The sequence below is a fragment of the Ochrobactrum sp. 19YEA23 genome (genome assembly GCF_029909865.1).
Classification (GTDB): Bacteria; Pseudomonadota; Alphaproteobacteria; order Rhizobiales; family Rhizobiaceae; genus Brucella; species Brucella gambitense.
Genome location: NZ_JASAMQ010000004.1, coordinates 176,326 through 197,041 on the forward strand (window position 1 = coordinate 176,326; position 20,716 = coordinate 197,041).

The following is a 20,716-nucleotide window of genomic DNA, read 5'->3' on the forward strand; positions in this document are numbered from 1 at the left end:
CCATCATGGCAGGTTTGAATATCGGCTTGCCATGATGTAAAAACATGATAATCATCCTCATATTAAATGGGGTATGCCTGACTGCGGGATATCCTTCCGATCTCCCCGAAAGGACGGCTCCGGCATTGAGCTTCTGGCATTCCATGACCTGGCACGCAGAAGGCATTCGGGTGGTCGCCCCGGTCAAATGGCGTGTGTTCGACGGTCTGGTCTGCGCGTTTTGGGAAGCAGAAAGCCAGACCGGCGCGACAGGTTATTTCCTGTCTGACGATCCGCGCATCATGATCTTTTTCAACGATGTGTCGTCGAACATCAGCATATCCAACACGCAAAGCGCGCTGAAACAGCATTTTCGCCCGATGATGCGGGCGATCTATTTGCCCGCCGGGTTGCCGCTTTGGACAAAGACAGTTTCGATGCACCGTTTCTCGCATCTGAACCTGCATTTTCATAAAGACCGGCTACTCAAGTTCCTGACACCGGCCGTCGGCACCTCCGCTGCGATGGCGGCGTTGCGAAGTCCTGCGGAAATTCAGGATATCGGGGCCGTTGAAACGCTAGCCAGACTGCTGGTGGATGAGACGTCAAACCCATCGAAACATGCGCTTTTCGCAGAAAGCCTTGTCGGCAGCATTCTGGCCGGTCTTCTCGACATTGGGGGTGACGAGAACAGCCAGGGCTACGGTCGTCTGACCCAAGCGCAGATGAACAAGCTTCACGCCCGTTTTAATGCCTGCAGCGACGGACGGCTCAGCGTTGCAGAAATGGCCTCAACTGTAGGCCTCTCCGAAAGCTGGTTTTCCAACGTCTTCAAGCAGACAACCGGAAAGACGCCACTGCAATGGCAGCTCGGCAAACGCATTGATCTGGCGCAGGATTTATTGACCGGCAATGGTGATGTGACGGTTGCAGGCGTTGCTGCGCAACTTGGCTTTACCGATCAGGCGCATCTCACCAAGGCGTTCCGACAGATTGTTGGCGAAACGCCTGCCGCATGGCGTCGTTTGCAGCAGCGCCGGTCTGACTGAGATCGGATCAGCACGCTATCAAGCCCCACCCGAACATCACCGGATGGGGCCTAACTTTTACCATGTTTGACGAAGCGTTGCTGTGATCTCGCGGCCCGGATTGTAGAAATACGCACCGGAACCGCCATTGGCGACATGCTTCTCATCGAACAGATTGCTCGCATTTACCTGAAGCGTGGTGTTTTCCTTGATATTGTAGCTGAACGACGCATCAACCACGACGCTGGACTCACCCATGCCTATTTTTGGTGTCGGGTTGTTCGCATTGCCCAGATAATACGAGCTGATGTAACGCGCGCCCACACCGAAGGTCATGTCGCCCCGCGGCCCATTGCCTTCCAGCGTATAGGTGCCCCAGATGGACGCCATGTGCTCTGGAACCATGGCAAGGCGATTGCCGTCGTAAATACCGCCCGGCTCTTCGATCTTGGAGTCGATATAGCTATAGGCCGCGATCACGTTGATGTTGCGCGCGACTTCCGCCTTCGCTTCAAGTTCAACGCCGCGATGCCGCACTTTCTCGACACTCGAAGGCAGATAGGTCACGTTGTCATAGACGGTGAAGTTTTCCTTGGTCAGATCGTAGATCGCCGCGCTGAACAATGCAGGGAAAGCATCCGGCTGATATTTGACGCCGATTTCATACTGCTTGCCGGTCGTGGGTTCGACACCAACATCGGCAGGCGCAACGGACTCTGCATAGCTGGCATAGGTCGCGACTTCATCGGTTATGCGGTATGTAACGCCAAAGCGCTTGCTGAAATCGCTGTGATCACCTTTATCGGTAACGCTTGTGAGCCGGTTTTCTTCGGTGAGGTCGAGCCAGTCATTGCGCAGTCCCACAGAGAAGATCAGCTTGTCGTACAAGACGACATCCTGCTGAAGATACAGCCCCGTGGTCTTCTGCTTGTCCCGCGTGCTCGTATAGGGCGCGGTTGAAAGCGGGCCGCCGGTATAAACGGGGTTTGTCCAGTCGATGCCGGGTGCCGCGCCCCACGATGTGGCGTTGCTCGACTTGTAATTGTTATACTCAAGGCCAACCAATGTGCGGCTTTCGACATTGTCGAAATTGGCCTCATAAAGAAAATGCGAGTCGATGATGAACTGCTCGTTGGAGCTTTCGTTACCGAAGAAATAGCGATCCGCGATCGTAGAACCGTCGGTCGGTGTACCGCCGATATAGGCATAACCGAAATCGCTGTCCGTCTTGCTGTAGCGTGCATTCGAGCTGAAGCTCAGACCATTGCCGAAGTCATGATCGAACATGGCGCTGAGCGCGTTTCGCTTTGTGCCGCGGAAATTATAGTCCGGTTCGCCAAAAAAGCGGCTCCGGCTGAAATCCGTACCAATGGGTTGTCCACCGCTGCCGGGGGTGCCGTTCTTGTACAGATGATCATAAATCACGGTCAGGCTGGTTGCAGCATCAGGCCGCCAGGTCAGTCCACCCATGACGAATTTATCGTCATTGCGCGAATAGTCATACTCGGCATTGGCGTCCTGCAACTTGCCGGTAAAGCGGTAGGAAAGCGTGTCATCCTTGGTGATGTTCCCGCCAAAATCGAGGCCGACTTCCTTGTGCTCGTAAGAACCGCCGGTGATATAGGCTTCCCCGAAACGTTCGCTTTTCGGGCGCTTGGTCACATAGTTCACCGCGCCACCGGGCTGCGCAACGCCGAAGCCTGACGAGTTCGAACCTTTCAGAACTTCCACACGTTCATAGGCGAAAGGTTCCTCGCGGATGCCGCCGAATGGTGAGCCGACAACCAGTCCATCGCGGTAAGTGTAAGCGTCGAAACCACGGATCTTGAAATAGTCGAAGCGATCGTCAGAACCGTAAAAGTCCGTGTTGACGCCAGACGTATATTGCAACACCTGCTCAACGGTCTGTGCGTTGCGGTCCTGAATTTCCTTCGCCGTGATCACCGAGACCGAAGCGGGCGTATCCAGAATTTCAGCCGGGATCTTGCCGGCGATTGTCGTTTTGCGTGCAACGATGGACTTGGAATCGTCGTCGCTTCCACCCGTGCCGTCGACGGTAATGGTCTGGAGAACCGTCGCAGAGCCCGACGTCTCGGCCGCATCCTGAGCGAAGGCCATGCCCGGCATGATGAGCGCCAGCGCCGTACAGCCCAACAAGGCGGCATTACGTTGAAGGATTCTGGTTTGCCTGCTGTTATCAAGTGTCTTTGCGATGTCCATGCTCACGTTCCAGAATCCGGTTATGCGATAATCGTCGGCCACCAGGGCCGACAGCGTTGCTTAGATTTTGGGATGTTGTCAGAAGCTCTGCCTAGCTGAACCGTTGAAAACGTCCCCATTCAGCCGACCGGGAATCTGAACCTCAATACCCTCAAAACCGCATTAACTTGAGAGCAGTTGTCCAGTATTGTAGAAATCTGCTTTTTTGTAAAAAGCCACGGATATTTCATACAGCTCCGGCCAAGCCTCCAGCATCGCACTTGACTGCGTATATTTAACCTGAGAGTGAAAGGCCACTTTTAAAGCGCCTAGCACTACAGTTGCAAATTCGTCAGGCCGTGGCGAAACGAGTGATTTTCGAGCACCGGCGCGGAGCGTACTTTTGGGTACGTGAGCACCGGAGCACAGGAAATTGCTCGTTGCAGACCGGCATCACGAAGAGTGCGACGGTAGTGCTAACAACAAGGAGAATGCGCCCTATGTCGTGGTTCATTCGTTCGCCGCTGATGTTCGTCGCATCGATGCTGTTTGCAATGGGCGTGACATTAGCCGCAACCGGTTCGGCCTCCGCCGATGAAAGCCAGACCTACCCCATTGTGATCAAGCATGCTTTCGGCACAACGACCATTACCGAAAAGCCGAAGCGGATAGCGACAGTCGCATGGGCGAACCATGAAGTGCCGCTGGCTCTGGGCGTGGTGCCGGTTGGTTTTGCCGCCGCAAATTTTGGCGATGATAACGGCGATGGCCTGTTACCATGGGTTGAAGAACGACTGAAAGAGCTGGGCGCGGAAAAGCCGGTCCTGTTCGATGAAGGTGACGGCATCGACTTCGAAGCCGTGGCGGAAACCAAACCTGATGTCATCCTCGCTTCCTATTCCGGTTTGAGCCAGTCGGATTACGATACGCTGAGCCAGATCGCTCCGGTCGTGGCCTATCCCGAAGCGCCATGGTCCACAGACTGGCGCGACATGATCCGCCTCAACAGCGCAGGCATGGGCATGGCTGCCGAAGGCGAGGCGCTGATCAAGAAAATCGACGGTGAAATTGCCGATGCTGTAGCCGCCTACCCACATCTGAAGGGCAAGTCGGCGATGTTTGTCACCCATCTCGACGCAACGAACCTCAGCACGATCAATTTCTATACGACGAACGATACGCGGGTACGGTTCTTCAACGATCTCGGGCTGAAATCCCCCAAGAGCGTTGTCGATGCATCCAAGCCCGGCCAGTTTTCCGGCTCGATCAGCGCCGAACATATCGATGCATTCGACGATGTGGACATCGTCGTCAGCTATGGCAGTCAGGAACTGTACGACGCAATGAAGAGCAATCCGCTGATGGCTAAAATGCCGGTGGTTACCCAAAATGCCATCGTCATGCTGGGCAGAAACCCGCTTGGCACGGCTGCAAACCCTACCCCGCTCTCCATATCATGGGTGCTGAAGGACTATGTCGCCTTGCTTGCACAGGCGGCTGACAAGACGAAATGACAGCCGACAGTAGCCAAACTGCCCCTTATACACCGCAATTCGGCAGGCCACATCGCACAAGAGCGCTGTGGCTGGCAGTCGTGATCGTCTGCCTTGCACTTCTTTGCTTCCTGTCGGTTTCGCTTGGCACCCGCGACGTGAGCTGGGCTGACATTCTTGCGGCGCTTGGCGGTCAGGTTGATTCAATCGGTCAGGCGGCAGTGTCGCTGCGCATTCCACGCACCTTTCTTGCATTGGTAGCGGGCGCAGCGCTTGGGCTTGCCGGGGCCGTCATGCAGGGCGTGACACGCAATCCGCTCGCCGATCCGGGCATACTGGGCGTCAATATGGGCGCTTCCCTTGCCGTGGTCATTGGCGTCGCATGGTTTAACATCGCTTCGTCGCAGGCCTTTATCTGGGCGGCCGTTCTCGGTGCGGGATGTGCCGCGGCCTTTGTTTATACGATCGGCTCGCTCGGTCGCGGTGGCGCGACACCGCTCAAGCTTGCGCTCGCGGGTGCGGCCACATCCGTCGCATTTTCGTCGATGGTGATCGCCGTCGTACTCCCGCGCAACGACATTGCAGGCGGTATCCGCTCCTGGCAGATCGGCGGCGTCGGCGGAGCAACATTCGACCGAATTTCGCACGTAGTGCCCTTTCTCGCTGTCGGCTTTCTCATCAGCCTTCTATCGGCGCGCAAGCTGAATTCACTGGCGCTCGGCGACGAACTTGCCGCAGGCCTTGGCGAAAACGTCGCCTTCGCGCGCGCCATGGCGGCGCTCGGCGCCATCCTTCTGTGCGGCGCGACAACCGCCATTTGCGGCCCCATCGGCTTTGTCGGCCTGATTGTCCCGCATCTCTGCCGTCTACTCATCGGTGTCGATCACCGCTGGCTCCTGCCCTTTTCCGCACTGATCGGCGCATGCCTGCTGGTTGGCGCAGATGTGGTTGGTCGCCTTATCGCCCGACCGGCGGAACTTGATGTCGGCATTGTCACAGCTTTTGTCGGTGCGCCGTTCTTCATCTGGATCGTGCGACGTCAACGGGTGCGGGAGCTGTGACCATGTTATCGCCTACCGCAGCCACGATTGCGCAGAACCGCCGCCTGCGCGCTCGAAAGCGCACCGCCATCATCGCCATGTTGCTGGTGCTGCTGGCTGCGTTTTTCGCGCTGACACTGATGCTCGGCCAGTCCTTTACGCCACCCTCCGACGTGATACGTGTATTGCTCGGCGAACACGTTCAGGGTGCAAGCTTCACTGTCGGCCAGCTCCGCCTGCCCCGCGCAGTGCTGGCAGTTCTGGCCGGACTGAGCTTCGGGCTGGGGGGCGTGGCCTTTCAGATCATGCTGCGCAATCCGCTGGCAAGCCCCGACATTATCGGGATCAGTTCAGGGGCGAGTGCTGCCGCGGTCTTCGCCATTGTCGTGCTTTCCATGAGCGGCCCGGCCGTTTCCATCTTCGCAGTTGTTGCAGGCTTGGGTGTCGCCTTGCTGGTCTATGGCCTGTCGTTTCGAAACGGTGTTGCGGGCACGCGGCTGATCCTTGTCGGCATCGGCGTTTCCGCCATGCTGGAAAGCTTCATCGCCTATATCCTTTCCAGCGCCCCGGCGTGGAACCTTCAGGAAGCGATGCGCTGGCTGACGGGCAGCGTCAACGGTGCCCGTCTGGACCAGACACTGCCGCTGCTTCTGGCCCTTTGCGTTTTCGGTGGCCTGTTGTTGAGCCGCAGCCGCGATCTGGAGGCGCTCCGGCTTGGTGACGATACTGCCGCAGCACTTGGCACACGTGTCGCCACAACCCGCATCATCGTCATCATCGCAGCCGTTGGCATGATTTCCTTCGCAACGGCCGTAACAGGACCGATTTCATTCGTCGCTTTTTTGTCCGGACCAATTGCTGCGCGCATCATCGGCAATAAAGGCTCGCTGCTGATCCCCTCTGCACTTGTTGGGGCTGCACTCGTGTTGGTCGGCGACTATTGCGGACAATTCCTACTGCCGAGCCGATATCCGGTGGGCGTCGTCACTGGCGCGCTCGGCGCGCCCTACCTGATCTTCCTCATCATACGCGTCAACCGGACCGGAGGTTCGCTATGACCACACACACACTCACCGTAAACCAGCTGTCGTCGGGCTATGACGATACGCTCATTCTGGATGGTCTCGACCTCGAAGTCCCATCCGGTAAGATCACGGTGATCGTCGGCGCGAATGCCTGTGGCAAGTCCACTCTATTGCGCACCATGTCGCGACTGCTTGCGCCGCGAAAGGGACAAGTACTTCTGGACGGGAAATCCATTCACAAAATCCCGTCTCGCGAACTGGCGCAAACCCTGGGCCTGCTCCCGCAATCGCCTATTGCGCCAGAGGGTATCACCGTTGCCGACCTTGTCAGTCGTGGCCGTAATCCGCATCAGAAAATGTTTGCCCGCTGGACGCGAGAAGACGATGAGGCTGTAGCCGCAGCGCTAAAGGCGACCCAGACTGCGACGCTCGCCGAACGCCCCGTTGACGAACTTTCCGGCGGCCAGCGCCAGCGCGTCTGGATCGCCATGGCATTGGCGCAGCAGACGGAAGTTCTGTTGCTTGACGAGCCGACGACCTTTCTCGATATCGCCCATCAGGTCGAGGTTCTCGATCTTCTGACCGACCTGAACCGGGAACGCGGCACCACCATCGTTATGGTACTGCACGATCTCAATCTCGCTGCCCGTTATGCCGATTTTCTGGTTGCGATGAACGACGGTCGCCTGCACGTGTCCGGCGCACCGCACGATGTGCTGACCGAAAAGACAGTTGCAGATGTTTTTGGACTGGAAAGTCGCATCATCACTGATCCCACTTCCGGGCGACCGATGATGCTGCCGATTGGACGCAATCGCATGAAAACCGATATCGGAAATGAAACGGCCATCGCCTGACCGTGATAGCCGTCACATGCACTTGCTGCATGGCAGGCATGCAAGGAATTCTATTCAAAACGCGCTGTTCCATCGCCATTTAACAATCACGGACGAAGAAACTGTCCGTAATGGAGATGAAAATGTTTGCCCGTTTTAACAATCGTTTCGGTCGTGCATTCGCGCAATTCGGTAGTGCTGTCCGCGCTTCTGCTGCAATGCGGGTTGGTCATCAGCCCGCTGCGAAAGACCTTGAGACGCTCGGCATCGATGCAAAGCAGTTCCGCGAAATTCACGGATAACATTCGCGTAAAGAGTAGTTTGTATCCGCGTTATCAACAGCCCCGGCAAAACCGGGGCTGTTTTGTTTATATCAGTCCTCGTCGGTTGCCATCTGTGCCAGAAGAGCACCCTTGCCGCGCTGGCGCATGATCATCGGAACCACGACAGCGGCGATTGCGAGCGCGATCAGCACAATCGACACCCACGAATGGACAAGCGCCATTGGATTGCCCTGACTGATCTGCAACGCCTGACGCAAGCTCTTTTCCGCCATCGGCCCGAGGATCAGGCCAACGACCACCGGCGCGATCGGATAGGAAAAGCGCCGCAGCACATAGCCCAGAAGACCGAACGCCAAAAGTAGCCCCAGTTCGAACGAGACTGGCAGCCCGAACAACATCGACGTTGAAGCATTGGCGCCAATCGTGCCGAGCGTCGCGAACACCAGAATACCCGCATAAAGCCAATGGCGCGGGATGGTGAGCATCTTCACCCACAGGCCGATCAGCGGCAGGTTCAAGATGAGCAGCATCAGATTGGCAACGAGCAAGCTCGCCACCAGTCCCCAGACCAATGAGGCATTGGTCACGAAGAGAAGCGGCCCCGGCTGCAAGCCGAACTGCTGGAAACCGGCCAGCATGATCGCTGCCGTCGCGGTGGTCGGCAGACCGAGCGTCAGAAGCGGCACAAGCGTACCGGCAGCCGATGCGTTGTTGGCGGCCTCCGGCCCGGCAACGCCTTCGATTGCGCCCCTGCCGAATTCTTCCGGATGTTTGGAGAACTGGCGTTCCGCCGAGTAGGACAGGAAGCTCGACACATCAGCGCCGCCCGCAGGCATGGCGCCAATCGGGAAGCCGATGGCCGTGCCGCGCAACCACGGCATCCATGAGCGTTTCCAGTCGTTCTTGGTCATCCAGACTGAACCCTTGACCGCGATGACTTCATCATCGGGACCAAGCTTTTTGGACACGACTGCCAGCGTTTCACCGATGGCAAACAGCGCCACCGCCAGCGTCGTGACGTTGATGCCGTCGAGCAGGTTCGGCGTCCCCATGACAAGGCGCGCCTGCCCGGTCAGCTGATCGATACCGATCAGGCCGAGTGCAAGGCCGATAAACAGCGATGTGAGGCCGCGAAGGGTTGAATCGCCGAAAGCCGCCGAAACAGTCATGAATGCCAGCAGCATCAGCGCGAAATATTCGGAGGGACCGAAAGACAGAGCGAATTTCACCACCCATGGGGCAACGAAGGCGAGCGCCAGCGTGGCGATGAGACCGGCAACGAAAGAGCCTATGGCCGCTGTGGCCAAGGCGGGACCGCCACGCCCGGCCCTTGCCATTTTGTTGCCTTCCAGCGCTGTAACAATGGAGGCGCTTTCACCCGGCGTATTGAGAAGGATCGATGTGGTTGATCCGCCATACATGCCGCCATAGTAAATACCGGCAAACATGATGAGCGAACCGGACGGGTCCAGCTTGTAGGTCACCGGCAGAAGAAGCGCTACGGTGAGCGCCGGTCCGATACCCGGCAGAACGCCGACCGCTGTGCCAAGCGTAACGCCGATCAGCGCATAAAGAAGGTTTGACGGTTCCAGCGCCACCATCAAACCGCTGGCGAGAAGTGCTACAGTATCCATGATATTGCCCTCGCCGTTAGACGAAACGTTCAAGCCAGCCGGACGGCAGCGACAGCTGAAGACCACGCGCGAAAATGAACCAGATCACGAAGGCAAAGACGATGCCTGCGGGAACGCTGATCCAGAACTTGCGATAGCCAAAGCCGCGCGCGGTTGCTGCGAACAGCAATCCGGTGGCGAGCGAAAATCCGGCTGTCTTCATCGTCAGCATCTGGATAGCCAGACCGCCGATGATCCATGCCATGGGGGCAATTTCCTGGTGCTCTCTTTTGGAAAAATCACCGCGTAGCGCTTCGATGACCGTCCAGATCGCGAGGCCGAACAATCCGGCTGCAACAACATAGGGAACAGTCTTCGGGCCGACCGGCGAGTAACTCATCACATCATTGCCGTAGGCTGTGGACCACGCGATGGCAATGGCGACGGCGCCGAGAATGAAAGCGATGACAAGAGCGGCGAAATCCGGCGTCGCCCCTTCAGGGCGACGCTCTTCCTGCTGTTGAGATCCTGTCATTTGACGAGGCCGATTTCCTTGAGGATGGTTTCAGTCGCCGCAACATCCTTGGCGAGTTGCTCCTTGAAGGCCGGACCGGCGAGATAGGTATCCGCCCAGCCCTTGTCCTTCAGCGCCTTCTGCCAGGATTCGGATTTCACCAGCTTCTCGACATCCGCGTTGATCGCTGCTTCCTGCTCGGCGGTAATGTCCGGAGCGGCAGCAACCATACGCCAGTTCTGGATGGCCACGTCCACGCCGCCTTCCTTGAAGGTCGGTGCATCGATGCCGTCAATACGGTGGTCACTCGAAATGCCGATGATGCGCAGCGTGCCGGCCTTGATCTGCGAGTCGAACTCGCCGTATCCGGAAATGCCAACCGTTACCTGATTGCCGAGAATGGCGGCCAGCGCTTCACCGCCGCCCGAAAATGCGATGTAGTTCACCTTGGTCGGATCGACGCCAGCCGCCTTTGCGAAAAGGCCTGCCGTGATGTGATCAGTGCCACCTGCCGAGCCGCCGCCCCAGGATACGGAACCCGGATCAGCCTTCAGCTTGGCAACGAGATCGCCGAGATTCTGGATATCGGAGCCTGCGGGAACAACAATGGCTTCATATTCGCCCGTGAGGCGCGCAATCGGCGTCACCTGTTCAAGCGTTACCGGCGACTTGTTGGTCAGGATTGCGCCGACCATCACATAGCCGCCGACGATCAACTGGCTGGCATCGCCTTTGTTCTGATTGACGAATTGCGCGAGGCCGATGGTGCCGCCTGCACCCGGTACGTTGATGACCTGTACGCTGCTGGAAATCTTCTCGTCCTGAAGCACGCTCTGCATGGTGCGGGCTGTCTGATCCCAGCCGCCGCCCGGAGCAGCAGGTGCCAGCAGCTTGTAATCTTCTGCCGACGCCGAGCCAGCGAGCGTTAACGCAGCGACCGACGTAACGGCCAGAATAAACCTACGCATATGTCCTCCCAAAATAGATGCAAAGCCGCCTTGCGACGGACCTCCCCAAGTCCCGCTCCTCTAGCGGGAACAAACTACATGGATACTGCAAAAAACAATTTCAATAGACCTCAACGCTGCAATCTTTGCTTTTGCGTTTTGTGCGTCGAGACTCGCTCATCCCAATGGCAATCTGTACATTTGCTTCGGAACATCCGATTCTTCTTGTAATCTTTGCTCTCCCCCACATTTTCGCCACGCTTGATGCTGGCAACCGGCAAGGAAATAGCCAATGGCCGCCGCTGAAACTGTAACCCATGCCGCCGAGGCTGCCCATCACGGCGGCTTTGATCTTGTTCCCATTGTCGTGCTTCTAGGCGCAGCCGTTATTGCAGTTCCGCTGTTCAAACGGCTCGGCCTTGGCTCGGTGCTCGGTTATCTCGCAGCCGGACTGGTCATTGGACCGTTCGGGCTTGGACTGTTTTCCGATCCGCAGGCTATTCTGCACGTCGCTGAACTCGGCGTCGTCATGTTCCTGTTCATCATCGGTCTGGAGATGCAGCCATCGCGCCTGTGGTCGATGCGCGGCGAAATCTTCGGGCTTGGATTGGCGCAGGTTGCACTCTGCATCGGCCTACTGACCTTTGTCGGCCTCGCGCTTGGCTATCCGGTCGCGCAGAGTTTCGTTGCAGGCACCGGCTTCGTGCTGACGTCCACCGCCATTGTCATGCAGATGCTGGAAGAACGGCGCGCCATGGGCCTGCCAAAAGGACGCCGCATCGTGGCGATCCTGCTGCTCGAAGACCTTGCGATCGTGCCGCTTCTGGCGCTCGTTGCCTTTCTGGCACCCGGCGGCGAAGAAACAACACTGGCCGATCGTCTGACCGGCGTTGCCATTGGCCTCGCATCCATCGCCGGTCTGGTTCTGGCCGGTCGCTATCTGCTCGATCCGCTGTTCCGCATTCTCGGCAAAGCCAGAGCCCGCGAGGTTATGACGGCGGCAGCGCTTTTCGTCGTACTGGGCGCGGCGCTGGCCATGCAGCTCGGCGGGCTGTCGATGGCGATGGGCGCATTTCTGGCTGGCGTGCTTCTGTCGGAATCCTCATTCCGGCACCAACTTGAGGCGGATGTGGAGCCGTTTCGCGGCGTGCTTCTCGGTCTCTTCTTTCTCGGCGTCGGCATGTCGCTTGACCTTGCGGTGATCGCGGCCAGCTGGCAGCTCATCATTGTCGCTGTGATCGCCTATATGCTGTTGAAAATGATCGGTATTTACGCGGTCGCCCGCCTGTTTCGCGCCAGCAATCGTGAAGCTGTCGAGCGTGCCGTGCTGATGGCGCAGGGCGGCGAATTCGCCTTTGTCCTTTATGCTGCCGCGACCTCGGTCAACATCATCGATGCCGAGGCCAATGCAATCCTGACGGCAACGATCATCGTCTCGATGGCTCTCACACCGATCATGATCATTCTGCATGACCGGCTGATGCCAAAACCTGCGCCTTCGATGGAGGGTGTCGAGACGGCGGACAATTTGTCGGCCAGTGTTTTGCTGATCGGTTTTGGACGTTTCGGGCAGATTGTCAGCCAGCCGCTTCTCGGCAATAGCTGCTCTATTTCCATTATCGAAACCAGCACCGACGCTATCCGCAATGCGCGGGATTTCGGCTTCAAGATTTACTTCGGCGATGGTTCCCGCCTCGACATTCTGCATGCCGCAGGTGCAAATCGCGCAAGACTGATCATCATCGGCGTCGATGACCGCGAAGCGAGCCTGAAGATAGCCGAACTGGTGAAAGCGGAGTTTCCGCTGGTTCCCGTATTGGCGCGCTCGTTCGACCGTGAACATGCCATTGAGCTGATCCATGCCGGTGTGGAATATCAAATCCGCGAAACCTTTGAATCGGCGCTGGCTCTTGGCGAGAAGGCGCTGGAAATGCTCGACGTTGATGAAGAGGAGCGTGAGCGCGTCATGGAAGATGTTCGCCGTCGTGACGGCGACCGCCTTACAATCGAAGTCACCGGCGGTCTCTATGCCGGGCGCGAACTCATTCACGGCAATGCCCCTCTCAAGGAGAAGAGAGGCGGACCGAACAGCGCTGTGTGAAAACCCGCAAAAAAGCGGCCCGCTTGGTCTGGTAAACGCTGTAGCTCTTCCTAGTTTATAGGTGGTAGAATGTTATCATTCGTCCAACCAAGGAGAAGCCTTATGACAAAGCCTTTGAAGAAGCCTGTGTCGTGGCATGCACCGAAGTTCATCGAAGTTAGCTGCGGCATGGAAATCAACCGCTATGCACCGGCAGACGGTGACGAACCAGTCCTGTTCTGACACGCCTCCCAAGACGCGTGAACAGTTTCATGACGGAGTTCCGCGCAATCGTGATCGGGGCCGCCGCTGGCGGCGGTCTCCCTCAATGGAATTGCGGCTGTGAAAACTGCCGTCTGGCGCGATTGGGTTTCCCGGACGGGATTGCACCGCAGACCCAATCCTCGCTGGCCGTCACATCGGATGGTGACAGCTGGGCGTTGCTCAACGCATCGCCCGATATACGCCAGCAGCTGATCAACACACCCGCGCTGCATCCGCGTGCGCTGCGTGATAACCCGATCAAGACCGTTCTGCTGACCAATGGCGATATCGACCACATTGCCGGTCTTTTGACCTTGCGGGAAAAGCAATCTTTTCGGCTGGTGATGACTGCCGCCATTCGCGATATCCTCGCTGCCAACCCGATTTTCACCGCGCTTGATCCCGCATTCGTCACACAGGAAATCGTGGCGCTGAATGAACCCTTCATGCTGGTACCGGGCATTGAAGTGCGCCTGTTTTCCGTTCCGGGAAAAGTGCCCCTTTTCATGGAAGGCGAAAACCCCGACACCGCCCTTGAGGGCGAACAGACAGTTGGCGTCGAACTCGTCACGGCAAAGCACCGGGTCTATTACATTCCGGGCTGCGCGGTGGTGCGTGACGACCTCAAGGCGCGGATCGCCGGCGCCGATATTCTCTATTTCGACGGCACGCTTTTCACCGATGATGAGATGATCCAATCGGGCACCGGCATCAAGACAGGCCGTCGCATGGGACATATTTCGATGTCTGGCGACGATGGCAGCCTGAAAGCGCTCGCCGATGTCGCGGTGGATCGCAAAATATACGTCCATATCAATAATACGAACCCGGTCTGGCGTGATGGTCCCGAACGGAAGCTGGTCGAGGATAGCGGGTTTGAAATCGCCTTTGACGGCAAGGAGATCGCTTTATGAAAGACGCTGCCGACAAGGAGACATTCCACGCCCGCCTTCTGGCGATCGGCCAAGAGCGCTATCACGACAAGCATCCGTTCCACATCCGGCTGCATGGCGGCGAATGCACCATTACCCAAGTGCGTGCCTGGGTGATCAATCGCTATTGCTATCAAAGCAGCATTCCCATGAAGGATGCGGCGTTTCTTTCGCGCTGCGAAGATGTCGATATGCGCCGTGCCTGGCGCTCGCGCATCGAAGACCACGACGGGGGCATCCATGAAGGCGGCGGTATCCGGCGCTGGCTCAAGCTGGCCGAAGCTGTCGGCCTTGACCCCGATTATGTAGCGTCCGGCAAGGGCATTCTGGCGGGAACACGTTTTGCGGTCGGTGCTTATGTGCACTATGTCCGTGACAAGCCGCTTCTGGATGCAGTCGCGTCGTCGCTTACCGAACTCTTCGCACCCAAAATCCATAAGGACCGCATTGCGGGTCTGTTGAAGCATTATGCCTTCGCCGACGAACAGGCCCTGTCCTATTTCCGCCAAAGGCTCAATGAAGCGCCGGTTGATGTCGAATATGGTCTTGCCTATGTGCTGGAACACGCCGACACTCTCGAAAAGCAGGATGCTGTCGCCGCTGCCCTGACCTTCAAGACCGATGTTCTATGGGCGCAGCTCGATGCGCTTTATGCGGCCTATGTGGCCCCCGGCATGATCCCGCCCGGCGCATGGGACGGCAAGCAAGGCGTGGATGCCGGATGGGACAAGGCGCTGGCAGAAAAGAAGGTTTCCGCATGAGCGAGACAGGCAGCGTCACCATCAAACCATCAGATATCGTCAAGCTCGCACGCGGCGTGAGGCTGCGTGTCGATGAGGTGCGCGGACAAACCGTGCTTCTCGCGCCCGAACGCGCCATGGCGCTGGACGATATTGCGATCCTGATCGTCAATGCGCTTGATGGTGTCCGCAGCGTCGATGCGATTTGCGATGCGTTTGCGTTAGAATTCAATGCACCACGCGAACAGGTCGGAAGCGATGTGCTGGCCTTTGTTCAGGAACTCGCCAACCGCCGTATGATCGAGGTTCTGGGATGAATCTGGCAATTCAGGAAGCAAAGCTGAAGCGGCTGGCACCGCCGCCAATGGCTTTGCTTGCCGAATTGACACATCGCTGCCCGCTTGCCTGTCCTTATTGCTCCAACCCGCTGGAACTGATTGGCGCAAAGCAGGAACTTTCTACGGAAGAATGGAGGGAGGTTTTTCGTCAGGCCGCGAAAATGGGCGTCCTGCACCTGCATCTGTCCGGCGGAGAACCGGCGGCGCGGCGAGACCTTCTAGAACTGACCAAAGCTGCCGTCGAACTTGGCCTTTACACCAATCTGATCACCTCAGGCGTCGGCCTTACGGAGGCGCGTGTGGAAGCGCTTGGACAAGCAGGTCTTGATCATGTGCAGCTTTCCATACAAGGCACCGATGCCGCATCGGCTGATCGCATTGGCGGATATAAAGGCGGGTTCGAGCGCAAGATGGCCGTGGCCAATTGGGTCACTACAGCGGGCATTCCGCTGACCGTCAATGCAGTCTGCCACAAGCAGAACATGGACCAGCTCGACGCGATGCTGGAGCTTGCTTTGACGCTTGGTGCGCGCCGCATCGAAATCGCGACCGTGCAATTTCATGGCTGGGCGGAGAAGAATAAGGCCGCGCTGCTGCCGACGCGCGAACAGGTTGTCAAAGCCAACCAGACAGTCGCCGCAGCGCGCAAGCGTCTCGAAGGCAGGCTGGTGATCGACTATGTTCCGGCTGACTATTATTCGTCCTATCCGAAAGCCTGCATGGGCGGCTGGGGCCGCGTCGGTCTGAATGTGACGCCGGACGGGCGCGTATTGCCCTGTCATGCTGCAGAAACCATCCCCTCCCTTCATTTCGACACTATCCGCGACAAAGGGTTGGCCGATATCTGGTATGATGGCGAAGCCTTCAATGCCTATCGCGGCGATGACTGGATGCCCGATCTTTGCCGGACCTGTGAGCGCAAGGACATCGACTTTGGCGGCTGCCGCTGTCAGGCGATGGCGCTTGCCGGCGATGCGAGCGCAACCGACCCGGTCTGTATGCGCTCACCGCTCCGCGACATGGTCACGGCAATGGCGCAGGAAAACGCTTCCGCTCCAATTCCAGTCGGTTTCGTCTATCGCAAATTCTAAAGATCATGATGAGAACCAATTGATCTCAACGGCTTTTGGGATAACATTCCGCTATCCCTCCCTCTGATGAATCGTTCCCCATGACCGACACAGCTGTTTCCGTTTCCGTCACCGTTCGCCCGTTTCAACAGGACGATCTGGAAGGCGTTTTCTCCGTCATTCTGCCGATCCAGCAGGAAGAATATGGCATCGCCATTACAGCGCAGGACCAGCCTGACCTGAATGCCGTTGACAGTTTCTACCGATTTGGCACCGGAGAATTCTGGGTTGCGGAGCATGACGGACAGGTCGTCGGCACAATCGCGCTCAAGGATATCGGCAACAATGAAGCCGCCTTGCGGAAAATGTTCGTCGCTGCGCCCTATCGAGGTTCGGGTATCGGTACGGCAAGCAAACTGCTATCGGCCTTGCTCGCCCACGCGGGAGAAAAAAACATTCGCCGCATTTATCTTGGCACCACAGACAAATTTCTCGGTGCGCACCGTTTCTATGAGAAGAACGGTTTCACCGAGGTGGAGCGCAATGCCTTGCCGGAAAGCTTTCCTGTCATGGCCGTGGACTCGAAGTTTTATGTGATCAAGCTGCCTTAGATTTATGATCTATACTAAGTCATGATCGAGAATGGCATGTTTTAAGCTGCGATCGACGCAGATAACTTTTCAAGAAAACGTTTCCTTTTATCGAAAATACATAAAATTTCCGCGATTTCTCAAGGAACGACACGAAATTGACGGATTATCAAACTTCTTGCAATTGCGATTATACACAATATCGCACGTAAATTATTTTCGGCAAGAAAGTGCAATAGTCTTGTGCAGCAGAATACGTAACAACTTATATCTGAGGCAACTACAGCAATCACCCATTCAAATGGAGGAACGTTTGGCAAGCTGCTTTCACATGACTATGCAATGAAGAGAGGATGACAGCCATGGTCCCTAATCCGAAGACCAATCGTGCTGAAGCGCAAAAGGCCCAGCCTCGCATAGTGGCGAAGGCGCCCAGAACACGCGGTCCCAGCCCCGAAAAAACTGCGCGAACCCGCAAAATGATCATCCGGTCTGCGATGCGGGAATTCCTCGACAAGGGCTATGCCAATGCGACCATGGCCGGTATCGCCGAGCGTGCGAGCCTCGCCAAAGGCACGGCCTATCGCTATTTCGACACGAAAGAGGACCTCTTTGCCGGTATCGTCCGCGATATCGTTACCAACCCGCTTGGCGAGATTGAAAACTTCCCCATCCGGCCAGACGAGCGGGTTTCCGACTATTGCAAACGCACGATGATCCCGGTGATGCGAACCATTGAAGACAAGGGACGCGCAACCGTGGCGCGGCTTGTGCTCGCCGAAGGCCACGCCTTTCCCTATCTCACGGAAGTTTATCGCACCGAAGTCTACGAGCCGTTTCTGGAACGGATATGCTGGCTGATCGACGTGGCCGAAGAACGCGGTGAGCTGAAGGGCACGATCCTGAAAACCTATCCGCACCTGCTCACCGCGCCCGTGTGGATGGGCATTGTCCATAACGGCCTGCTCGGACAGGACAACCTGATCGACACCGCAACCATGTTCGAGGCGCAGGTCGATCTTTTGTTCATCTGACGGGCGTCAAAAAAACATTACGAAAAATTTATTTCGATATATCTTGTTTTTCGATATATCGAGATTTATCTTGTGGTCATGACAAACACAAGAAATGGCGATCCGGATCGCCGTCCAGAACATCCGGAACAAGAAGAAACCCAACATCGTCACGGACGCCATGGCCACCATGGGGGCGACCATTGGGGTGATCCCAGAGCCGGGCGTTGGGGAGGCCCTTTCGGTGGACCTGGCCGTCATCGCGGCGATCATCCCCATGCCGAGCACCCGTTCGGCGAGCATGATGAACGTCGAGGCGAACGGCGTGGTGGTCGAGGCGGACACCGTCGCGAACGTATCTTCGATTATGGCGATTTGCGCCTGCTCGTCCTCTCGATGATCGCCGAACGGCCCCGCCACGGCTATGAGCTGATCAAGGATATTTCCGAACGGCTGCAAGGCGTCTATACGCCAAGCCCCGGCGTGATCTATCCGACACTCTCTTGGCTCGAGGACATGGGTTACACCATCACCGAACCCGGTGATTCAGGCAAAAAGCTCAATCGCATCACCGCGGAAGGCGAGGCCTTTCTGGTCGCAAACCGCGCGGCTGCCGATGCTCTGTTGAGCAGAATAAATAGCTTTGCCGAACACAATGGCGGCATGCCGCATGAAGTCATCCATGCGCTGAAAAGTCTGAAGGCGACCGTTCGTCAAAGACTGCATCGCGGTCCAATGGATGCCGCAAGCGCCGAAGCAATCGTGGCTGCTCTCAAGGAAGCCACGCGGATTGTGGAGGAAAGCTGATGAATGCTCCCGTTTCAACCAGTGCTGCCGCGGAATCCGCGGCGGCTATCGCGACCGCTCACGCCAGCCGCTATTTGCAGCAGCTTGCCAAGCACTTTGCGCATAAACTGCCAGTCACCTTCGATCCTGAAGCGGGGCAGATCAGCTTTTCCATCGGAGAATGCCGGTTGCGTGCCGACGACCAGTTTCTGCACCTTGCCCTCACCTCGCCAGACCAGCCTTCGCTGGCGCAATTGCAGGATGTCGTCGAACGGCATCTGGTGCGCTTTGCCTTCCGCGAAGAGCTTGCCATCCAGTGGCGCAAGCTGACTGTTGGCGAGCATATGCTGGACAAAAAGGTGCAGGCTGTCCTTGATGAATATCATGCGCGGCAGCGTGAGGAACGCGATGCGCCGCGCATCGAAGCGCCGGGCGGCCGCGATGGTGGGCAGGATATGCGTATGCGCGCTATCGGTCCCGACACCGGACGGTTTCTCAACACGCTGGCGCGAAGCCTGCACAAGCCGACCATCCTCGAAATCGGCACCTCTTTCGGCTATTCCGGCATCTGGCTCGGTGAAGCGGTGCACGCCACCGGCGGCAAGCTGATCACCATGGAACTTCATGGCTACAAATCCGATTTCGCAAAGGAAATGGCGACGAAGGCCGGTCTGGCCGACCATATCGACTTCAGGATCGGCGATGCCGTCGCGATGATTGAAGCGCTGCCGGAAAAGGTCGACCTTGTTTTCCTTGATCTCTGGAAAGACCTGTACGTTCCGTGCCTTGAAGCCTTCTATCCGAAGCTCAATAACGGCGCGATTGTCGTGGCGGACAATATGATCCGGCCCGGCGGTGAAAATCTTCAACGCTATGGCGAAGCCATCCGCGCCAAGCCGGCCATCGGCAGTGTGCTTTTGCCAATCGGCACCGGACTTGAAGTCAGTCGTTTCGAAGCCTGATACGAAATAGCCCTCTATATGCCCGCCTTCCCGGCGGGCATAACGTTTTTAGTTCCAGTCGCGATCCCAATCCGGCTCGCCGCGAAAACAGTCAGCCAGATAGTCAACCAGAGTTCGCACCTTGATCGCCAGATGGCGCGCTGGCGGATAGACGGCATGGATGCCAAGCGGCTTGCTTTCAAATTCTCCCAAAACGCGCTGAACGCGCCCTTCACGGATGGATGGACCGGCAATGAATGTCGGCACATGTGCAATACCCAATCCGGCCAGAGCCGCATTGAGACAAGCCTCGCCATTGGAAAAATGCAACCTGCCCGTAACACTGACTGCCTCGGCATCGCCGCCGTCTTGCGACGCGAAACGCCAGACATAAGGATCGCGGAAATTCGTATCGATGATGCAGCTATGCTGCGTCAAATCTTGCGGGTGAGCCGGCGCTCCGTGCTCGGCGAGATAGGACGGCGCGGCAACAAGAACCACCCGCGCATCGCATAGCCTGCGGGCAATCAGGCTGCTATCGAGCGGCTTGCCGATCCGCACGCCGATATCGAAGCCTTCATCGACCAGACTGACAACGCGGTCGGAAAAGCTAACATCGATCTGAATATCGGGAAATAACTGCGCAAATTTCAGCAATACTGGCGTCAGCCGCAAGGTGCCGAATGACATCGGCGCTGTCAGCCTTATACGCCCAGTGGGGGCACCCGATGCGTTGCGCACTGACGCTTCGAGTGCGTCAAAGTCCTGCAACAGACCCTTCATGCGCTCATAATAGGCGTATCCAACCTCGGTGGGCGACAAGGCGCGTGTGGTGCGCTTGATAAGCTGGACGCCAAGATCAGCCTCCAGCCGTGATACGAGTTTGGATGCCTGACCGCTGCTTGTACCAAGCCGCTGCGCCGCCGCAGAAAAACTGCCCGTATCCAGCACCGCAACGAACATGCGCTCGCAATCAAGCCGATCCATCGACTACTTCCATTTCA

Annotated in this window: 22 protein-coding genes and 1 pseudogene; 18 read left to right on the forward strand and 5 right to left on the reverse strand. The window is 57.3% G+C overall.

Annotation, left to right across the window (positions count from 1 at the left end):
* Positions 1-125: 125 nt before the first annotated feature.
* Positions 126-1,028 (forward strand): AraC family transcriptional regulator, encoded by a 903-nt coding sequence (locus QBD01_RS12390; RefSeq protein WP_280993051.1) that lies wholly within the window; start codon positions 126-128, stop codon positions 1,026-1,028.
* 57 nt (positions 1,029-1,085) lie between these two features.
* Here QBD01_RS12390 and QBD01_RS12395 read toward each other — a convergent pair whose 3' ends face one another.
* Complete coding sequence (locus QBD01_RS12395) at positions 1,086-3,227, reverse strand: TonB-dependent siderophore receptor (protein ID WP_280993052.1); 2,142 nt, start codon at positions 3,225-3,227, stop codon at positions 1,086-1,088.
* 521 nt (positions 3,228-3,748) lie between these two features.
* Here QBD01_RS12395 and QBD01_RS12400 point away from each other — a divergent pair.
* From QBD01_RS12400 to QBD01_RS12420, 5 genes are all read left to right on the forward strand, one after another.
* Positions 3,749-4,720 carry an iron-siderophore ABC transporter substrate-binding protein gene (locus QBD01_RS12400; protein ID WP_392391404.1) on the forward strand — a complete coding sequence of 324 codons (972 nt, stop codon included), beginning with the start codon at positions 3,749-3,751 and terminating at the stop codon, positions 4,718-4,720.
* A complete protein-coding gene (locus QBD01_RS12405; RefSeq protein ID WP_280993053.1) occupies positions 4,717-5,760 on the forward strand; it encodes an iron ABC transporter permease in 1,044 nt (347 codons plus the stop codon). The genes QBD01_RS12400 and QBD01_RS12405 overlap by 4 nt, the downstream gene beginning before the upstream one ends.
* A gap of 2 nt (positions 5,761-5,762) precedes the next feature.
* A complete protein-coding gene (locus QBD01_RS12410; RefSeq protein ID WP_280993054.1) occupies positions 5,763-6,797 on the forward strand; it encodes an iron ABC transporter permease in 1,035 nt (344 codons plus the stop codon).
* Positions 6,794-7,621 (forward strand): ABC transporter ATP-binding protein, encoded by an 828-nt coding sequence (locus tag QBD01_RS12415; RefSeq protein WP_280993055.1) that lies wholly within the window; start codon positions 6,794-6,796, stop codon positions 7,619-7,621. The genes QBD01_RS12410 and QBD01_RS12415 overlap by 4 nt, the downstream gene beginning before the upstream one ends.
* 122 nt (positions 7,622-7,743) lie before the next feature.
* Complete coding sequence (locus tag QBD01_RS12420; RefSeq protein WP_162762585.1) at positions 7,744-7,902, forward strand: hypothetical protein; 159 nt, start codon at positions 7,744-7,746, stop codon at positions 7,900-7,902.
* 71 nt (positions 7,903-7,973) lie between these two features.
* Here the strand turns inward: QBD01_RS12420 and QBD01_RS12425 are convergent, their stop codons facing one another.
* From QBD01_RS12425 to QBD01_RS12435, 3 genes are read right to left on the reverse strand one after another with little or no spacing between them, the layout of a single operon-like run.
* Positions 7,974-9,518 (reverse strand): tripartite tricarboxylate transporter permease, encoded by a 1,545-nt coding sequence (locus tag QBD01_RS12425; RefSeq protein WP_280993056.1) that lies wholly within the window; start codon positions 9,516-9,518, stop codon positions 7,974-7,976.
* Between the two features lie 16 nt (positions 9,519-9,534).
* Entirely contained in the window at positions 9,535-10,032 is a 498-nt protein-coding gene (locus tag QBD01_RS12430; RefSeq protein WP_280993057.1) for a tripartite tricarboxylate transporter TctB family protein, read from the reverse strand.
* Complete coding sequence (locus QBD01_RS12435; protein WP_280993058.1) at positions 10,029-10,979, reverse strand: tripartite tricarboxylate transporter substrate binding protein; 951 nt, start codon at positions 10,977-10,979, stop codon at positions 10,029-10,031. The genes QBD01_RS12430 and QBD01_RS12435 overlap by 4 nt, the downstream gene beginning before the upstream one ends.
* Positions 10,980-11,250: 271 nt before the next feature.
* Here QBD01_RS12435 and QBD01_RS12440 point away from each other — a divergent pair, with 271 nt between their 5' ends.
* From QBD01_RS12440 to QBD01_RS12495, 12 genes and pseudogenes are all read left to right on the forward strand, one after another.
* A complete protein-coding gene (locus QBD01_RS12440; RefSeq protein ID WP_280993059.1) occupies positions 11,251-13,059 on the forward strand; it encodes a monovalent cation:proton antiporter-2 (CPA2) family protein in 1,809 nt (602 codons plus the stop codon).
* 126 nt (positions 13,060-13,185) lie between these two features.
* Positions 13,186-13,281 carry a pyrroloquinoline quinone precursor peptide PqqA gene (gene pqqA / locus QBD01_RS12445; protein WP_182520067.1) on the forward strand — a complete coding sequence of 32 codons (96 nt, stop codon included), beginning with the start codon at positions 13,186-13,188 and terminating at the stop codon, positions 13,279-13,281.
* 29 nt (positions 13,282-13,310) lie between these two features.
* Positions 13,311-14,216: a pyrroloquinoline quinone biosynthesis protein PqqB gene (pqqB, locus tag QBD01_RS12450; protein ID WP_280993060.1), complete on the forward strand. Its 906-nt coding sequence runs from the start codon at positions 13,311-13,313 to the stop codon at positions 14,214-14,216.
* Positions 14,213-14,995, forward strand: a complete 783-nt coding sequence (pqqC, locus tag QBD01_RS12455; protein WP_280993061.1) for a pyrroloquinoline-quinone synthase PqqC — start codon at positions 14,213-14,215, stop codon at positions 14,993-14,995. Before pqqB ends, pqqC begins: the two co-directional genes overlap by 4 nt.
* Complete coding sequence (gene pqqD, locus QBD01_RS12460; protein ID WP_280993062.1) at positions 14,992-15,291, forward strand: pyrroloquinoline quinone biosynthesis peptide chaperone PqqD; 300 nt, start codon at positions 14,992-14,994, stop codon at positions 15,289-15,291. Before pqqC ends, pqqD begins: the two co-directional genes overlap by 4 nt.
* Positions 15,288-16,403, forward strand: coding sequence for a pyrroloquinoline quinone biosynthesis protein PqqE (gene pqqE, locus QBD01_RS12465; RefSeq protein WP_280993063.1), 1,116 nt, complete (start codon positions 15,288-15,290; stop codon positions 16,401-16,403). Before pqqD ends, pqqE begins: the two co-directional genes overlap by 4 nt.
* A gap of 80 nt (positions 16,404-16,483) precedes the next feature.
* Positions 16,484-16,993, forward strand: a complete 510-nt coding sequence (locus QBD01_RS12470) for a GNAT family N-acetyltransferase (RefSeq protein WP_280993064.1) — start codon at positions 16,484-16,486, stop codon at positions 16,991-16,993.
* Between the two features lie 458 nt (positions 16,994-17,451).
* Positions 17,452-18,006, forward strand: coding sequence for a TetR/AcrR family transcriptional regulator (locus QBD01_RS12475; RefSeq protein WP_280993065.1), 555 nt, complete (start codon positions 17,452-17,454; stop codon positions 18,004-18,006).
* 94 nt (positions 18,007-18,100) lie between these two features.
* Entirely contained in the window at positions 18,101-18,385 is a 285-nt protein-coding gene (locus QBD01_RS12480) for a hypothetical protein (RefSeq protein WP_280993066.1), read from the forward strand.
* Positions 18,361-18,792, forward strand: a complete 432-nt coding sequence (locus tag QBD01_RS12485; protein ID WP_280993067.1) for a PadR family transcriptional regulator — start codon at positions 18,361-18,363, stop codon at positions 18,790-18,792. The genes QBD01_RS12480 and QBD01_RS12485 overlap by 25 nt, the downstream gene beginning before the upstream one ends.
* Positions 18,792-19,082, forward strand: a pseudogene (locus QBD01_RS12490) (DUF2218 domain-containing protein); the annotation flags it as partial. The gene QBD01_RS12485 and the pseudogene QBD01_RS12490, both read left to right, overlap by 1 nt.
* Before the next feature lie 36 nt (positions 19,083-19,118).
* Positions 19,119-19,733 (forward strand): class I SAM-dependent methyltransferase, encoded by a 615-nt coding sequence (locus QBD01_RS12495; protein ID WP_280993293.1) that lies wholly within the window; start codon positions 19,119-19,121, stop codon positions 19,731-19,733.
* A 48-nt stretch (positions 19,734-19,781) separates the two neighbouring features.
* On the opposite strand, the gene QBD01_RS12500 is transcribed toward QBD01_RS12495, so the two are convergent.
* The gene (locus QBD01_RS12500) at positions 19,782-20,699 is read right to left on the reverse strand and encodes a LysR family transcriptional regulator (protein WP_280993068.1); all 918 of its coding nucleotides are present in this window, start codon (positions 20,697-20,699) and stop codon (positions 19,782-19,784) included.
* Between the last annotated feature and the right edge of the window lie 17 nt (positions 20,700-20,716).